Annotated in this window: 13 protein-coding genes, 1 tRNA gene and 1 pseudogene; 7 read left to right on the top strand and 8 right to left on the bottom strand. The window is 39.1% G+C overall.

What is annotated here, in order from left to right; translation table 11 throughout:
- The 4 genes from LPH68_RS23070 to LPH68_RS23085 all read left to right on the top strand — a co-directional run.
- Positions 1–1,302: mobilization protein (locus LPH68_RS23070; protein ID WP_230297166.1), on the top strand; the 1,302-nt coding region annotated here is incomplete at its 5' end.
- A 302-nt stretch (positions 1,303–1,604) separates the two neighbouring features.
- Entirely contained in the window at positions 1,605–2,102 is a 498-nt protein-coding gene (locus LPH68_RS23075) for a hypothetical protein (RefSeq protein WP_009128705.1), read from the top strand.
- A gap of 31 nt (positions 2,103–2,133) precedes the next feature.
- Positions 2,134–2,793, top strand: a complete 660-nt coding sequence (locus LPH68_RS23080; RefSeq protein WP_009128706.1) for a hypothetical protein — start codon at positions 2,134–2,136, stop codon at positions 2,791–2,793.
- Positions 2,794–2,808: 15 nt separating this feature from the next.
- On the top strand, positions 2,809–5,427 hold the full coding sequence (locus tag LPH68_RS23085) for a UvrD-helicase domain-containing protein (RefSeq protein ID WP_032945105.1): 2,619 nt from the start codon (positions 2,809–2,811) through the stop codon (positions 5,425–5,427).
- Between the two features lie 145 nt (positions 5,428–5,572).
- Here the strand turns inward: LPH68_RS23085 and LPH68_RS23090 are convergent.
- Positions 5,573–5,657: transfer RNA gene (locus LPH68_RS23090), tRNA-Ser, on the bottom strand.
- A 133-nt stretch (positions 5,658–5,790) separates the two neighbouring features.
- Between LPH68_RS23090 and LPH68_RS23095 the strand changes: the two genes are divergently transcribed.
- From LPH68_RS23095 to LPH68_RS23105, 3 genes are all read left to right on the top strand, one after another.
- Positions 5,791–8,292 carry an endonuclease MutS2 gene (locus LPH68_RS23095; RefSeq protein WP_055235407.1) on the top strand — a complete coding sequence of 834 codons (2,502 nt, stop codon included), beginning with the start codon at positions 5,791–5,793 and terminating at the stop codon, positions 8,290–8,292.
- An 86-nt stretch (positions 8,293–8,378) separates the two neighbouring features.
- Complete coding sequence (corA, locus tag LPH68_RS23100) at positions 8,379–9,431, top strand: magnesium/cobalt transporter CorA (RefSeq protein ID WP_004315191.1); 1,053 nt, start codon at positions 8,379–8,381, stop codon at positions 9,429–9,431.
- A 19-nt stretch (positions 9,432–9,450) separates the two neighbouring features.
- Positions 9,451–10,659, top strand: a complete 1,209-nt coding sequence (locus tag LPH68_RS23105; RefSeq protein WP_004305771.1) for an L-serine ammonia-lyase — start codon at positions 9,451–9,453, stop codon at positions 10,657–10,659.
- Between the two features lie 64 nt (positions 10,660–10,723).
- Here the strand turns inward: LPH68_RS23105 and LPH68_RS23110 are convergent, their stop codons facing one another.
- From LPH68_RS23110 to LPH68_RS23140, 7 genes and pseudogenes are all read right to left on the bottom strand, one after another.
- Positions 10,724–11,224 carry a PepSY-like domain-containing protein gene (locus LPH68_RS23110; protein WP_004315193.1) on the bottom strand — a complete coding sequence of 167 codons (501 nt, stop codon included), beginning with the start codon at positions 11,222–11,224 and terminating at the stop codon, positions 10,724–10,726.
- 37 nt (positions 11,225–11,261) lie between these two features.
- Positions 11,262–11,708: a PepSY-like domain-containing protein gene (locus LPH68_RS23115; protein ID WP_004315194.1), complete on the bottom strand. Its 447-nt coding sequence runs from the start codon at positions 11,706–11,708 to the stop codon at positions 11,262–11,264.
- Between the two features lie 346 nt (positions 11,709–12,054).
- A complete protein-coding gene (locus LPH68_RS23120; protein WP_015532616.1) occupies positions 12,055–12,411 on the bottom strand; it encodes a hypothetical protein in 357 nt (118 codons plus the stop codon).
- 1,095 nt (positions 12,412–13,506) lie between these two features.
- A complete protein-coding gene (locus LPH68_RS23125; RefSeq protein WP_074708442.1) occupies positions 13,507–14,475 on the bottom strand; it encodes an NAD(P)-dependent oxidoreductase in 969 nt (322 codons plus the stop codon).
- Positions 14,472–15,593, bottom strand: coding sequence for a glycosyltransferase family 4 protein (locus LPH68_RS23130; protein ID WP_074708439.1), 1,122 nt, complete (start codon positions 15,591–15,593; stop codon positions 14,472–14,474). Before LPH68_RS23130 ends, LPH68_RS23125 begins: the two co-directional genes overlap by 4 nt.
- A 24-nt stretch (positions 15,594–15,617) precedes the next feature.
- Positions 15,618–16,685, bottom strand: coding sequence for a glycosyltransferase family 4 protein (locus LPH68_RS23135; protein WP_008643085.1), 1,068 nt, complete (start codon positions 16,683–16,685; stop codon positions 15,618–15,620).
- A pseudogene (locus tag LPH68_RS23140) lies at positions 16,685–16,945 on the bottom strand (hypothetical protein); the annotation flags it as partial. The pseudogene LPH68_RS23140 and the gene LPH68_RS23135, both read right to left, overlap by 1 nt.

Consider the following 16,945-nt stretch of genomic DNA (forward strand, 5'->3'; position numbering starts at 1 on the left):
AGAATCTATGTCGTTCCCGAACTTTCCACCGATAACGAACAGTGGATAAATCCCGACTTCGGCACTCCCGAACTGCGGACGCACTATGACAACGTCAAACGAATGGTCAAGGAAAAGACCGGACGTGCCATGCAGGAAAAAGAAAGGGAACGCAAGGGAAAGAATGGAAAGACTATCAAGGTGGCGGGATGTTCCCCCATCCGTGAGGGAGTGTTACTCGTCAGACCGGACACCACACTGGCTGACGTGCGTAAATTCGGCGAGGAGTGCCAAAGGCGTTGGGGCATCACACCGCTTCAAATCTTCCTGCACAAGGACGAGGGGCATTGGCTGAGCGGACACCCCGAAGCCGAAGATAGGGAGAGTTTCCAAATAGGCGAAAGATGGTTCAAACCGAATTATCATGCCCATATCGTTTTCGACTGGATGAACCACGAAACCGGAAAAAGCCGAAAACTTAATGATGAAGATATGACCGAAATGCAGAGCTTGGCATCCGACATTCTAATAATGGAACGTGGGCAGTCAAAGGCCGTCACTGGCAAAGAGCATTTAGAGCGAAACGACTTTATCATTGAAAAACAGAAAGCTGAACTGCAACGTATAGAGGAAACCAAACGACACAAGGAGCAACAAATAAGCTTTGCCGAACAGGAGCTGAAACAGGTAAAATCGGAGATACGCACCGACAAGCTCAAAAGTGTAGCCACTGATGCAGCCACCGCCATAGCAAGTGGTGTCGGTTCTCTTTTCGGCAGCGGTAAATTGAAAGATTTGGAACAATCTAACGAGAATTTACGTCATGAAATAGCCAAACGTGACAAGGGTATTGATGAATTAAAAGCCAAGATGCAACAAATGCAGGAACAGCACGGCAAGCAGATTCGTAACCTGCAAGGAATACATAATCAAGAGCTTGAAACCAAAGACAAGGAAATATCACGATTGAACACCATTCTTGAAAAAGCATTCAACTGGTTCCCATTGCTCAAAGAGATGTTGAGAATGGAAAAACTATGTTATGCTATCGGATTTACCAAAGACATGGTAAACAGTCTTTTGACCAAAAAAGAATCTATCAGGTGTAATGGTAAAATTTATTCCGAAGAGCATAGACGAAGATTTGAAATCAAGAATGATGTTTTCAAAGTGGAGAAAAGTCCGGTCGATGATAACAAATTGGTGCTGACCATAAACCGACAACCGATAGGTGAATGGTTCAAGGAACAATGGAAGAAATTAAGGCAAGGTTTGCGACAGTCTGCGGAAGAGCCAAGAAAAAGTAGAGGGTTCAGAATGTAATTTTGATAGTATTTGATTGTATCTCAATAAAATTAAATATCTTTGTAAGCGGATTGAGGCAACTCTTTCCAAGACATAAGAAAAAAGAAGAAGCGTTATGCTTATCTTGTACTTGAAAACGTAGGAAATTTTCAAATTGGATACAAGGATAGCATAGTGGTTCTCACGCTATAGCGTGGGCTGCTATTGTTACATCCGTATCCAAGGTTTCCTACGACCTTCAAGTAAGAGTGTGGCATACAGTTCCACGCTTCGTGATTTAACCCATCCTTTGTGGAAGCTGGAGGATAAATGTGTAGTGTATGAACGCAATTAAAAATTGGCTATTAGTTTTTTGCACCATTCTATTAGCAAATGGGTGTGCACCACTTCGAACACCTGTAATAGTAAGGAATGCTCCTATTGAAATGTATAAATACGCATACATTTCTCCGACAAAGGAATTGACATCAAGCACAGGAGGTACATATGGAGGTCAATATGGTATCTATGGCTCTTCAACTACCAAAAGTGTTAATCCGAGTGATGTGATAGCAGGAATATTGATAAAACAGGGGTATATTATATTGCCTGAACTCAAATCCGAATTAGCGAATGAAACCTTAATTGTCAATTATGGCGAGAGTGGTAGGCGTAACAGAGGTTTAGGCTATACAATAGAAGTAACCATACAATTTAGTTCTGCAAAAACCAATGAAATGATATGCTCTTGTACGGCAGAGGGGCAAGGAGAAACAGAAGCTGATGATATTCGCCAAGCCATTAGACGAGCATTGTCAAGTTTATTCCCTGAAAAATAAAATCAATTAATAGCCAATAATATAATAAATTATGAAGAAGCTTATTGTATCATTTGCATTGATGGTTATTACGTTGGCATCGTATGCCCAAGTTTATAAAATGTATAGTACGCGAAACTATCATAACCAGCTTCGTTTAAATACGATGACAGGTGAAGTGCAGCAAATACAAGATGATGGTCAGTCTTGGATTATTTGTAGTGCAAGAGAAATATCTGGAGATAAGGAAAGTAGGTTTTGCCTTTATGAAACACAAAACATGTGGACTTTCATAATGCTTGATACATATACAGGGAAAAATTGGCAAGTTCAATTTAGTGTAAAAGGTGAAGATTATATGTTTGCTGCCCCAATCAACATCTTCTCTCTTGCATATCCCGAAGCAACTTCAAATTGGACTAATAGGTTTCAGATGTTTGCCACCCAAAACATGTGGACTTTCATATTATTAGATTCGTATAATGGACGACTATGGCAAGTCCAATATAGCACACAAGATTTAGATAATCTATTTTGCATACCTATAAACAAAGACGAATTAGGATCCGATAACGAAAAATGTATATTCTCTATTCAACCATTGACAAGCATGTATCAATACTATCTTATAAATGATAGGACAGGTGACATGTGGAAATTCCAATGGAGTACCAAGGGGGATGATTATAGGTGGATTGAAAAATTTAAATAGTCATCATCCTCTGATATGCAGTTGGTTTTACTTATAGTTGTGGTTTCTCTTGTTGCTATTTCTGTTATTGCAGTAGCCACAATACGAATACGCCTAAAAAACAAGTCCAAGGAACTTTCAGAAAAGTTAAACCACATATCTTCTTATAGCAATAAATCCAATTATGAGCAAGCAAAAGAGAGATTGTCGGCATTAAACAACGAAGCATTTATTGATATTCCGACCGACCTTAATAATGTTTTTTCATGTAAGATAATCTCTGCAACGCAAGAAAAGGATTTCACAAATCATTATATACCATATTTTCAAGAGGCGCATTCATTAGTCAAGAGACTTGAAGCCTTCAATATCACTCCATCTGTAGCAATCTCAAACCTAATTCGTGACTTTGGGAATATCAATAAGATTGTCGAGCAACATAATGATGCGGTTATAAATTCTTTACTTGATACACATAAAGAATTTTTCGACCATTGTTTGAAATATCCATTGGACAAGCAGCAAAGACGCTCAATCGTTTCAGAAGAAGATAATTGCTTGGTTGTTAGTAGCGCAGGTAGTGGAAAGACCTCTTCTATTGTTGGAAAAGTCAAGTATCTAACAGAAATAAAAGGCATTGTACCTCATAGAATCTTACTCATTAGTTACACGAACAAAGCAGCAGCCGAACTTACGGAAAGAATGGCTACTAACGGCTTGAAAGGTTATACTTTTCATAAATTAGCCATTGATATTATTGGAAGAGCAACAGGCACAAAACCATCTATTTGCGATAATACTGATTCTTTATTCGTAGATATTTATCACACTTTATTAGGGAATAAGGATTTTAAGAATAGTATAGTAGAATATTTTATTGATTATCAATCCAATGAAGCGGATTGGGAGCAACGCAAGAATGAAAGGCGAGAAAAGTTATCGGAACAAAAAAATGTTCAGTTAAAAGCAATGTGTCCCGATATGGATGGTCGAGCCATATATGTGAGAAGTGAGCAAGAGCAAAAGATATGCTTTGTCTTGTCTTCACTTGGAGTAAGATTCAGATATGAAGAGGCATACGAACATCAATTGGCAGATGAAATGCACTCTCAATATCGCCCCGATTTTTCCATATATTTCGAGCAAAATGGAGTAACCAAACGAATCTATCTGGAGCATTTCGGGGTTGATGAACATGGTCTTGTTCCAGCTTGGTTTGCAAAGGATAAAAATATAACATACGAAGAAGCCAATCAAAAATATAATGATGGTATAACTTGGAAGAAAGCAGCTCATGAGAAATTTGGCACTCAACTTTTAGTAACATCAAGTGCTGATTTCCATTATTCTGATATTAGGGATAAACTCCGTAAACTATTAGATGATGCAGGTGTACCAATTCAAGAGAAAACGGATGAAGAGTTATATGATTTAGTTTTACCCAAAGGAAGTAAGCAGGAAAAGGCATTTATACGACTTGTTGTTACTTTTGTGACATTAGTGAAATCAAGCTGTAAATCAGTTAAGGACGTTCTTAAACGAGCGAAGTATGCAGAGGATGAACGGAGTGTTTTTATTATCAAGAATATATTCCAGCCTGTATATGAACGCTATATAAGCGCATTAAGAGATAATAACCAAATTGATTTTACTGATGCGATTCTTCAAGCCACAGAAATATGTCGTGTTTCACGTCCTGTTGAGTATGATTATATCATCGTGGACGAGTTTCAAGACATATCTGTTGACCGTTATAACTTTTTAAAAGTGTTGCGTGAGGGAAATCCACCAGCAAAGTTGTATTGCGTAGGCGATGACTGGCAGTCCATATATCGTTTTTCGGGAAGTGATATGGCTCTTTTCAATCAATTCTCCGAATACTTTGGAGCAACAGAAATAAATAAGATTGAAACCACATACAGATTTGGAGAACCTTTGGTTTCGTTGTCCTCTCATTTCATACAACGCAATAAATCACAAATTCAGAAAGATATACACTCGTTCAGTTCTGAAATGAAAACAGAATTGGAGTTTTATTCTTATGACAGACGTGATTATTGCAATACGATAGGGCAACTTGTAGCTTCTATTCCATCAGACAAATCAATATTTTTGTTGGGACGTTATTCCTTTGATGATTATTATCTCTCTTTTATGTACCAATCCATCAAAGAGGGCAATAGGTTCTTTTATGTGATAGGAGGACGAAAAATCGAGTTTTTGACTGTACATAAATCGAAAGGTCTTGAAGCAGATTACGTAATACTCTTGCAATGCAATAAAGACACTTATGGCTTCCCATCTCTTGTGAGTGACGACCCTGTGCTTAACTATGTACTAACTAAAAGCGACCAATTCCCATATGGAGAAGAACGTAGATTGTTTTATGTAGCAATAACAAGGGCAAAGATGAAAACTCTTGTGCTATATGACAAGCGTTTCCCCTCTGTATTTGTGGATGAATTTTTGCATCCTGAAAAGGTTTCAGAAGAGAGTTATGTGAAGCACCCCAATGCCAATAAAAGATGGACAAGAAGTGCAGACCAATTTCTATTGAAACTGCATAATGAGGGTAAGAGCGTCAAATATATTGCAAACAAAATGGGCAGAAGTCAAACGTCAATTGTTATGCGATTGAATAAACTTAATCAATAATAATGCTCTATTTTTACCCAATAACATTGGTTGTGTCCCTATTTTCAAGTATAAATCTTAAATAATACAAAAGCACCCAATTTTACACTCTTGGGTGTAAAATTGGGTGCTTGTTTTACAATCTGCTGATTTTCAGCGTTTATTGCGGAGAGACAGGGATTCGAACCCCGGGTACCTCGCAGTACAACGGTTTTCAAGACCGCCGCAATCGACCACTCTGCCACCTCTCCAAAACTCCTTTATCAGAAGTGCTTTCCGTTGAAAGCGGTGCAAAGGTACGAATCATTTTTAAATCTGCAAACATTCTGATAATTTTTTCGCGAATTAATCGTATTTTTGCAGTCCATTAGTAAGAACAAAGATATGATATACCCTCAAAATTTTGAGCAAAAGATAGGATTCGACCAGATCAGACAGTTACTAAAAGATAAGTGTCTTAGCACTTTAGGCGAAGAAAGAGTTACAGACATGACCTTTTCCGAACAACATGAAGAAGTAGAGGAGAAATTAAACCAGGTAACAGAGTTTGTCCGCATCATTCAGGAAGAAGACGGATTTCCCGATCAATTTTTCTTTGATGTCCGCCCTTCACTAAAGCGAGTGCGGATAGAAGGAATGTATCTGGACGAGCAAGAACTATTCGACCTGCGCCGTTCGTTAGAAACCATCCGTGACATTGTACGCTTTCTCCATCGAAATGAAGATGAAGAAGAGAACGATACCCCCTACCCCAGCCTGAAACGACTGGCAGGAGATATAGCTGTTTTCCCTCAACTGATAGGAAAAATAGACGGTATCCTTAACAAATATGGAAAAATCAAGGATAATGCTTCCACCGAATTAGCCCGTATACGTCGCGAGCTTGCCAGTACGATGGGAAATATTTCCCGCTCGTTAAACAGCATTCTGCGCAGCGCACAATCCGAAGGATACGTAGATAAAGACGTAGCTCCCACCATGCGTGACGGACGTTTGGTAATCCCCGTCGCACCCGGACTCAAGCGAAAAATCAAAGGTATTGTACACGATGAATCCGCTAGCGGAAAAACAGTGTTTATAGAACCGGCGGAAGTCGTAGAAGCCAACAACCGTATTCGCGAACTCGAAGGCGACGAACGACGCGAAATTATTCGCATCCTTACCGAGTTTTCAAACATTCTCCGTCCGTCTATCCCGGAAATCCTTCAATCATACGAATTTCTGGCAGAAATAGATTTTATCCGTGCGAAAAGCTATTTCGCCATACAGACCAATAGTCTGAAACCCGCCGTAGAGAATGAGCAACTACTGGACTGGACAATGGCTGTGCATCCTTTATTACAACTTTCACTTGCCAAACACGGAAAGAAAGTCGTACCACTGGATATAGAACTGAATCAAAAACAACGTATTCTTATTATATCCGGTCCGAATGCCGGAGGTAAGTCCGTCTGCCTCAAAACAGTCGGTTTACTGCAATATATGTTGCAATGCGGTATGCTCATTCCCTTGCACGAACGCAGTCACGCCGGTATATTCAGCAGCATCTTTATCGATATTGGTGATGAGCAATCTATTGAAGACGATTTGAGTACCTACTCTTCTCACCTGACCAATATGAAAATCATGATGAAGAGTTGCAACGAGCGGAGCCTCATCCTGATTGACGAATTCGGTGGAGGTACGGAACCGCAAATTGGAGGTGCTATTGCCGAAGCCGTTCTGAAACGTTTCAACCAGAAAGGAACCTTCGGAGTCATCACCACCCACTACCAGAATCTGAAACATTTTGCCGAAGATCATGAAGGAGTAGTGAACGGAGCCATGCTTTACGACCGCCATCTCATGCAAGCACTTTTCCAGCTACAAATCGGAAATCCCGGAAGTTCGTTTGCCGTAGAAATCGCACGAAAAATCGGATTGCCGGAAGATGTCATTGCAGATGCTTCGGAAATCGTAGGAAGTGAATATATCAATGCCGACAAATACCTTCAGGACATCGTGCGCGACAAGCGTTACTGGGAAGGAAAACGTCAAACTATCCGTCAACGGGAAAAGCACATGGAAGAAACCATTGCCCGCTACCAAACGGAAATGGAAGAGTTGCAGAAATCACGGAAAGAGATCATCCGGCAAGCAAAAGAAGAAGCGGAACGGATGCTTCAGGAATCCAATGCACGCATTGAAAACACAATACGCACAATCAAGGAAGCACAAGCTGAAAAGGAAAAAACACGCCAGGCACGTCAGGAGCTGACAGACTTCCGTACTTCTTTAGATGCGCTGGCTTCTAAAGAGCATGAAGAGAAGATTGCACAGAAAATGAAGAAATTAAAGGAGAAACAAGAACGGAAGAAAAATAAGAAAAACGAACCGAAAGCCGCAGTCTCTTCCCCGTCAAGTGCTCCTAAAGTAGTGCCGATTGCAGTAGGTGAAAATGTAAAAATCAAAGGACAGACAAGTGTCGGCCAAGTGATGGAAATCAATGGTAAAAATGCGACCGTTGCTTTTGGAAGCATAAAAACGACCGTAAAAATAGACCGTTTGGAACGTACCAATAATGCACCCAAGACGGAAGGAATCGCCAAAAGCACCTTTGTCAGTAGCCAGACACACGATCAGATGTACGAAAAGAAGCTTAGTTTCAAACAGGACATCGATGTGCGTGGAATGCGCGGAGACGAAGCTCTGCAAGCGGTCACCTATTTTATTGATGACGCCATATTAGTCGGCATGGACCGTGTACGCATCCTTCACGGCACAGGAACGGGAATACTTCGTACATTAATCCGCCAGTATCTGGCCACCGTACCGGGAGTGAGCCACTATGCCGACGAACATGTGCAGTTTGGCGGTGCCGGAATCACAGTAGTCGATTTTGACTAACCTGTAAACAAAACGTCCAAAGAACTTGTTCTCATTTAGAAAACCACTACCTTTGTTACAGTGGTTTTCTAAAACGAGAATAAAGCATGAAGAATAATCTGTTAAGCGAAAAGCTTATTTACACAGGAGACAGTCTTACTCCTACCCACTTACATCTTTGTACTTACAATGCTACCGAGATGCAGGAAAGCGCCAACGACACCTTTCAAGCCATCAAGGGAACACTGAACAGCGATCGGATCAATTGGCTACAAATACACGGAATGAAAGATACGGAGACTATCCGTGAAATTTGCAGTCATTTTGAAATAGACTTCCTAGTCCTGCAAGATATACTGAATGCGGATCATCCTACCAAGATAGAAGAGCATGACAAATACATCGTCCTGATCTTAAAAATATTCTACCCCAACGAACATAAAGAAGAAGACGAACTGGACGAGTTGCTCCAACAGCAAGTTTGTCTTATTCTAGGTAATAACTACGTACTTACTTTCCTCGAAAAAGAAACCGACTTCTTCGATGATGTCAGTTCCGCTCTGCGCAATGATGTCCTGAAGATACGCAGCCGCCAGACTGATTATCTACTTAGCGTGCTGCTCAACAGCATCATGGGAAACTATATTTCAACAATCTCTTCCATTGATGACGCACTCGAAGATTTGGAAGAAGAACTGCTCACCATCACCAGCGGTGATGACATCGGAATTCAGATTCAGGCATTACGACGCCAATATATGCTGATGAAAAAATCCATCCTTCCACTAAAAGAACAATATATCAAGTTACTACGGGCAGAAAACCTGCTTATTCACAAAGTGAACCGTGCCTTTTTCAATGATGTAAACGACCACTTGCAATTTGTATTACAGACCATTGAGATCTGCCGGGAAACTCTTTCCTCATTAGTCGATCTGTACATCTCCAACAATGATTTACGTATGAACGACATCATGAAGAGGTTAACCATCGTATCCACCATCTTTATCCCTTTGACATTTCTGGTCGGAGTATGGGGAATGAATTACAAATGGATGCCCGAGCTCGAATGGCAATACGGGTATTTATTTGCCTGGATTGTAATGGCAATTATCGGTATTATTGTATATTTGTACTTCAGAAAAAAGAAATGGTATTAACAAAAACACATCATCAGTCATGAAATCGATAAAAGAGCTATATAGAATAGGCACAGGACCTTCCAGTAGCCACACTATGGGACCGCGCAAAGCTGCCGAAATGTTTCTGGAACGTCATCCGGATGCTGCATCTTTTAAAGTAACCCTTTACGGCAGTTTAGCTGCTACAGGCAAAGGACACATGACGGATGTAGCCATTATAGACACTTTGCAACCCACTGCCCCGGTAGAAATTGTGTGGCAGCCCAAAGTCTTTCTACCGTTCCATCCGAACGGAATGACATTTGCAGCTCTGGATAGCAACGATAAAGTACAGGAGAATTGGACTGTTTATAGCATCGGTGGTGGTGCACTGGCAGAAAATAATGACAATCCAACCATCGAAAGCCCCGATGTATATGGTATGGAAAACATGACTGAAATACTCCAATGGTGTGAAGATACCGGAAAAAGTTATTGGGAATACGTAAAGGAATGTGAGGAAGAAGATATATGGGACTACCTGGCTGAAGTATGGGCTACCATGAAAGATGCCATTCACCGTGGACTCGAAGCAGAGGGCGTACTACCCGGACCACTAAATCTCCGGCGGAAAGCCTCCACTTACTACATACGTGCTACCGGATACAAACAATCCCTGCAATCCAGAGGGCTCGTCTTCTCTTATGCTTTGGCAGTAAGTGAAGAAAATGCTTCCGGCGGTAAAATAGTAACCGCTCCGACTTGTGGTTCTTGTGGAGTTATGCCTGCCGTACTTTATCATCTTCAAAAAAGCCGTGACTTTAGCGATATGCGCATTTTACGTGCGTTAGCCACTGCCGGTTTGTTTGGCAACATCGTCAAATTCAACGCATCCATTTCCGGAGCAGAAGTAGGTTGTCAGGGAGAAGTCGGTGTTGCCTGCGCAATGGCTTCGGCTGCCGCCAATCAATTGTTCGGGGGCAGCCCTGCACAAATTGAGTATGCAGCAGAAATGGGCTTGGAACACCATTTGGGAATGACTTGCGACCCGGTATGCGGATTGGTACAAATTCCCTGCATCGAACGAAATGCATACGCCGCCGCACGTGCGCTGGATGCTAATCTTTATTCAGCTTTCACCGATGGCATGCACCGTGTCTCTTTCGACAAAGTAGTGCAAGTGATGAAACAGACCGGACATGACCTACCGTCACTCTATAAAGAAACAAGTGAAGGAGGATTGGCCAAGGATTACAAACAAATGTAATTATAAAAAGCAACGGACCATTCCTTTTATAGAAATGGTCCGTTGTCATTTTTATGATTAAAAGTTATTCAGTTGGCGGCCAATTCGTATCGTCTCCGTTACTGATATCTTTTTCATGTATCAATCCACCATCCTGCGTGAAATAAAGCGAGTAGCGCTGGCTACCTTGTTTCACCTGAATCACAGATTCCATCGGATTCTGTGGAAATGTCAACACATATACATCTGTCACTACCCACGCGTTATATTTAGAATCTATAAAAGCCGTATAAACAGCCGGCACCAACTGATCAATACTGTTCAGTTCATTTTCTGTCATCACCCAGTTGGCATTAGCATCAAACCAGACTTCCAATTCATCATTGCTCACCCAACAGTCAGCTACATAATAAGCACCTTTCATCTCCCATTCTATATTCTGGGCAGCCGGATATACCTGTTTCAAGGCCTCCGTAATATTACTGGGCGGAACAAAAGTATCATCATCGTCATTATCACATGCGCCGAAAGAAAGGGCAGTCATAAGCAACACTACTGCCCATGCGCTAAACTTAAATCTCCACATAGTTATCTTCTTGTTTAGGTCTATTTACTGCAACTTGTTAATCATCAGCCTTGATAAATTTTCCTTTCTTATCAAATTTGAAGGAAAGCCCGGTAGACAATTCAATCTCATACCCTTTGCGGTCACGTTCCACTTTTGTCACTCCTTCATTCACAAAATTATGCGCTTTCAGGTAGTTGACAGCAAATCCCGGAACAATACTAACAGGAACAGTCTGCCCTTTCTTAGCACTTACCTCTTCCCAGTTTCCCTTACTGTCAAAATCAATTTCCGTACCATCCATCAATAACACTTCATACTTGGTAGACTCCATCATATCCTTATCAATTTTGATATGGGCAACCTGTGGTTTTGTAAAATTACTATTGATAAAATTACGTGCCGGAAGCGGCAACTGATTCATGTCTTTAGTTATCACATCTTTTGCGAATGAAAACTGCACGGCTACCAGAGCCAGTACAAGTAGAGATAGAAATTTCTTCATAATCGTTATTCTTTTAGCGTTAATACTATACTTTATTCTATGCTACAAATAACGATACAGATTCCGGAAAGATTTAGGAACATTATGAGTTTGCTCTTTTTTTGTATTCTTTAACCATCTATTCTATTTTCCACTCCCCTATGGTACAACGTTCCCTTAAAACGCAATATACCAACGATCCTCACAGACAGTTGGTATATTTCACATATAGATACATATCAGTTTTTACACCGATACGAGGGTCAAGTTAAAAATATACCGCTGTACGATTTCTAACCTGCAAAATGTAGGGATTTCATGAGTTTATCATGAATCTAGGGACCTACATATTTCTTCATTTCAACATTTATTTTATACCATCCCAATGCATTACTACCACCCACTCTTTCGGTTGGTAAGTTCCGTGAAAACGGTGCGGAATCGTAGCAACCACCAAATCACAATTGGAAGCTAATACGGTTCTTAATTCCTTCAGCAACATATCCATTCGAACAATTAAATGAAGATACTTCATCATACACCGTATCACCCGTACATACTGATAAATGTACATATCCTCTCCCCGTCTTATCTCACTCAGTGTATTGGGAGAGATAGCAAATTCGCTGGAAAAGAAACTGTTACTGAAAATACGATCCGTTCCCATTAAAGCCAATACCAAATTGCTTAAAAACTCGTATGGTTTCTGTTTTTCTTTTGCCATGTCATTCTATGATTAATAATTTATAATATTTCAGTTTTTATTACTTTATCAAATATTGTCCACATAGGGAAACAATTAGCGATCCACTGCTAAAATCAACTGTCACTGACACTATTCACAAAAAAGCATATTACGTGAGCTTCCTGCATTTTTTCGAGCATACAAATTTTCGTTCCTAAAAAAGCAACGAGAGTTTATCGACTGGATACAAGTAAGTTACAGATCTAACACACCTCTTCTTTCCCCCACCAACGCGCCCTCCTTTCAAAAGGACAAAAGGACATAAGGACAAAAATTCCCTATGGTACTATAAAAATTCCAATGCCAACGACGAAGCCTATTAGTTGGGAGAGGAATTCCAGAAAGGAACTCCTTTATTTCCCCGAAATTCGTACAATAATCTTACCGTATTGTCAAACGATTGTATTATTGAAGGCGGAAGCAAACGCAAACAAGATGTCACCCTTCTTTCCAAGCACGGTCCTTTCACTAAATAATCCTGACAATATAGGTAATTTTGTTCAAGAGTTGCCCAATCATTTCATGACAGACAAAACGATTCAGGTTGGCGCAAAACACGATTTCAATATTCGTAAGGTAACACGTCTACAAAAGCACTTAACATAATAAAGATCAGCAATATACCTCATTATTCTTATACTAAGATGAATAAAAACAATCATATATGTCCTTTTTGTCCTTTTGTCCTTTTGGAGAACTGGAAAAACATTGGGAGATTTGAAAAAAACATCTCAATAATTAAAATCAAACATTGGGATATTTCGATACAAATCTCCCAATGTTTTTTCTTTATATTTGTGTATCTAAATACATCACTATACGTAAAATCAGGAAATATCAACGATCTTCACAGACAGTTGATATAGTGGGAAATTCACATCGGCTTTAACCTCCGATGTCAGGGCGTGGATTAGAAATGCGCCGTCGCGCTATTTCTAATCCACAATGTAGGAGAATCATGCTGTTTACAGCATGAAGCTAGGGACCTACATTTTTTTCATCTCACATACGAAACACTCACGTGTTTATTACATCTCAACATTTATTTTATATACCCAAATTGTTTCAGAAAAATCATCTCAAATACTTATTATCGTTATCTCTATACCAATCCTTAATAGCTTCTTCAAATGTATAATGAAACTTATACCCCGAATCAGCCAATTTCTTTCCGCATATATTAGTAGAAATCATTAACTTCTTCACACGAGCAGGACAAATACCTAAAGCTTTTCCCCCTAACGAACCGACAATCCTTGCAACTGTCATTAGAAGACTTCCCGGCACCTCGACAACAGTACGTTGTAGTCCCGTAGCCTTTTTCATCGTTTCTACTATTTGCTCGATAGTAAAAGCTGGTTCATATGTACAGTTATATAACTCTACTCCTTCATTATGATTCTCTAAACGATAAAGCATAAAGCGAACCAGTTCTTTCACATAAATGCAAGCTTTAATCGTATCTTTACGGCCCGGATAGAAGAACTTACCACCACGAATCCCCCAATACAAACGGGTAAAGTTACCATTTTCCCCTTTACCGAATACCACACCCGGACGAACAATAGTAAGTTGTCGTTCGTTCGACTTTTTTGCCTGCCAAATCGTATGTATTTTTTCAGCCACTAACTTAGAAATTCCATAAGGCGTGTTCGGTGTGGGAAGCGTCTCTTCTGTTTTCAAATCTTCAGCTGCGCCATAAGGGGCTATGGAACTAGTAAAAACGATTTTCTTTATCCCGAACTTCTCGGCAAAAGCACATACATTCTCTGCACCACGAATATTCGTCTCAAAATAAGCCTGGTCCGGATGTCCCGGGGTACGATGAACGGCTGCAAAGTTAAAGATGACGTCTTCGGAAGTAACGGGTATATCAATATTTATTTCAGAACGAACATCACAATTGATATATGTAGATTTACCTTCATGATTATTCTCCACAATATCCAGATTGTATATTTTTGTACCCGGATATAAATTATCAATTAGAGCAATAAGGTGCGTACCGATAAAACCGGAACCGCCAAATATAAAATAACTCATTTCACTAGATGATTAAATTCATTATATTTTAACTCTACAAACTCCTTTATTTCCTTCTTAAAACGTTCTTCCGAAAAAGTCTCCGCATGGTTACGTATTATTTTAGGATCAAACGATGTTTCTAGTTTTTCAAATCTTTCTACTGCACCAATAATCGATTCTACAGTTTGTTCATAAAAGAAAAGACCTGTTACTCCTTCTTTTACTGTTTCCAAAGAACCTCCCCTGCCATAAGCAATAACAGGAGTCCCACATGATTGCGCTTCGATCGGAATCATACCAAAATCCTCATCTGCTGCAAAAACAAAGGCTTTAGCTTTCTGCATCTTTTCTTTTAGTACGGCAAATGACTGATATCCCATAACAGTTACATTATGCCCGGCAATCTTACGTATCTTTTCCAAATTAGGACCTCCACCAATCACAACCAGCTTTTTATTAGGCATACGACTGAAAGCTTCGACAATAAGATCTATTTTCTTATATCCCACCAAACGACTACTAGTTAAATAGAAATCTTCTTTCTCTACGCACAAATCAAAGTTAGAAATATCAATATTAGGGTGAATTGTTACAGCATCCCGCCTATATGTCTCCTGAATTCGACGTCCCACATAATCTGAATTACTTATAAAATAGTCAACCCGGAAGCTGGATATCAAATCCCATTTACGAATACGGTGAAGCATATATTTAGCTAGATATCCTTTCAAGCCTTTTGTCAACCCCGATTCTTCCAAGTATTCATGATACATATCCCATACATAGCGAATAGGAGAATGACAATAACAAATATGCAATTGATCCGCTTTGGTTAGAACTCCTTTGGCTACAGCATGAGAAGATGATATAATCACATCATATCCCCGTAAATCAAACTGTTCTATTGCAAACGGAAATATAGGCAAATACATCCTATGCTTCTTTACCCCTAAAGGTAACTTCTGAATGAATGATGTATGGACTTTATTCCAGTCAATCCCTAATTCGTCACAAACTTGTTTTTTAGCAACTAAGGTGTAAATATCTGCGTCTGGAAATACATCCGCAATAGCTTTGACTACTTTATCTGAACCGCCAACGGTTACTAACCATTCTTGAATGATGGCAATCTTCATCTTATTTCAATTTTAAACAATAACTTACTGATTTAAAACCTGTACATACGTATCTACAATAGAAGATATCATCTTTTCCATCGTAAAAGTTTTAAGATAAAGTTCACGAGAATTTATCGAATATCGATTCAACAAATCAGCATTTATCGATAATTTTTTTATTGCATCTACAGCTTCTTGTTCTGTTTTAAACACAAGCCCATTATAATCGTGAAGTACAACTTCATTATTACCAACCACATCTGTAGCGACTATTGGAAGCCCTACTGATGCAGCTTCAATTAGGGCATATGGTAAACCTTCAAAACGAGAAGTGGATAGATACAAATCAGCGTTCTTAAGATAAGACATGGGGTATTCTGTGAATCCAATAAAATTTATATTAACATGCTCTTCTACACTTTTTTGTTTTAATCGCACAAAGTCTTCTCCATCTCCCACCCACACAAATTCTATTTCATGATTATTTCTTAATGCTTTTGCTATTCTATATGCCATATCCATATTTTTTGCAAAATCAAAGCGAGATAATGAAATTATTACAAGTTTATTATCATATCTATTAAATTTAAGTCCCTCATCAGCAATAGCATTATATATTATAACTGATTTATCTGTAAACAAAAAACGCATCGATTTCCCAAGTTTAAACTCGCCATTTGACACTAAAATAAATTTATTTGTAAGATATCTTAAACTACGTCCTATTATTTTATGTATACAGGATATAAAATATGAAGAATAATTATTCGTAATCCCATGAAAAGTATGAACAACTTTAATCTGCGGCACAATTATTTTCAAAATTCGGGAATATAAACCTGCACCATTTCCATGAGAATGAAGTATACTAATATTGTTTTCAATAATAAAGCGTCTTAATAAGAATAAGTATTTAATACTGAACTTCCTATATGGAATATTTATACATTTCTTTATTTTAGGATGCTCCTGCCACAAATTGCCATATGGCTTACCCTGAGGGAAAGCTACATAAATATTGAAATCAGAAGGTAACTCTTCAATCAATTGATGAACATGACGCGGACCTCCTCCAAAATCTGCTCTAACTGTTATCAATAATATATTCATTACTCTAAATTCATTTGATTGTTTTTATTATTCTGTTTTTCACTAGCCATAATTCCCAAAACAATTAATACTTGACAATACAATAAATCCGAAGTTATTGCAGACCCAGAAATTAAACTACCTATCAAAAGTCCTAAAAAGTAAGTTGTAGAAATTAAACTCCATGGTCTAAAAACATTTGTACAAAGTTTAAATATCTCTTTCCAAAAAAGAATTGAATAAATGCTAGCAAACACTCCTCCATACCATAAAAATTGTAC

The organism is Bacteroides sp. 1_1_30 (assembly GCF_020982715.1).
In the GTDB taxonomy this organism is placed as follows: Bacteria; Bacteroidota; Bacteroidia; order Bacteroidales; family Bacteroidaceae; genus Bacteroides; species Bacteroides xylanisolvens.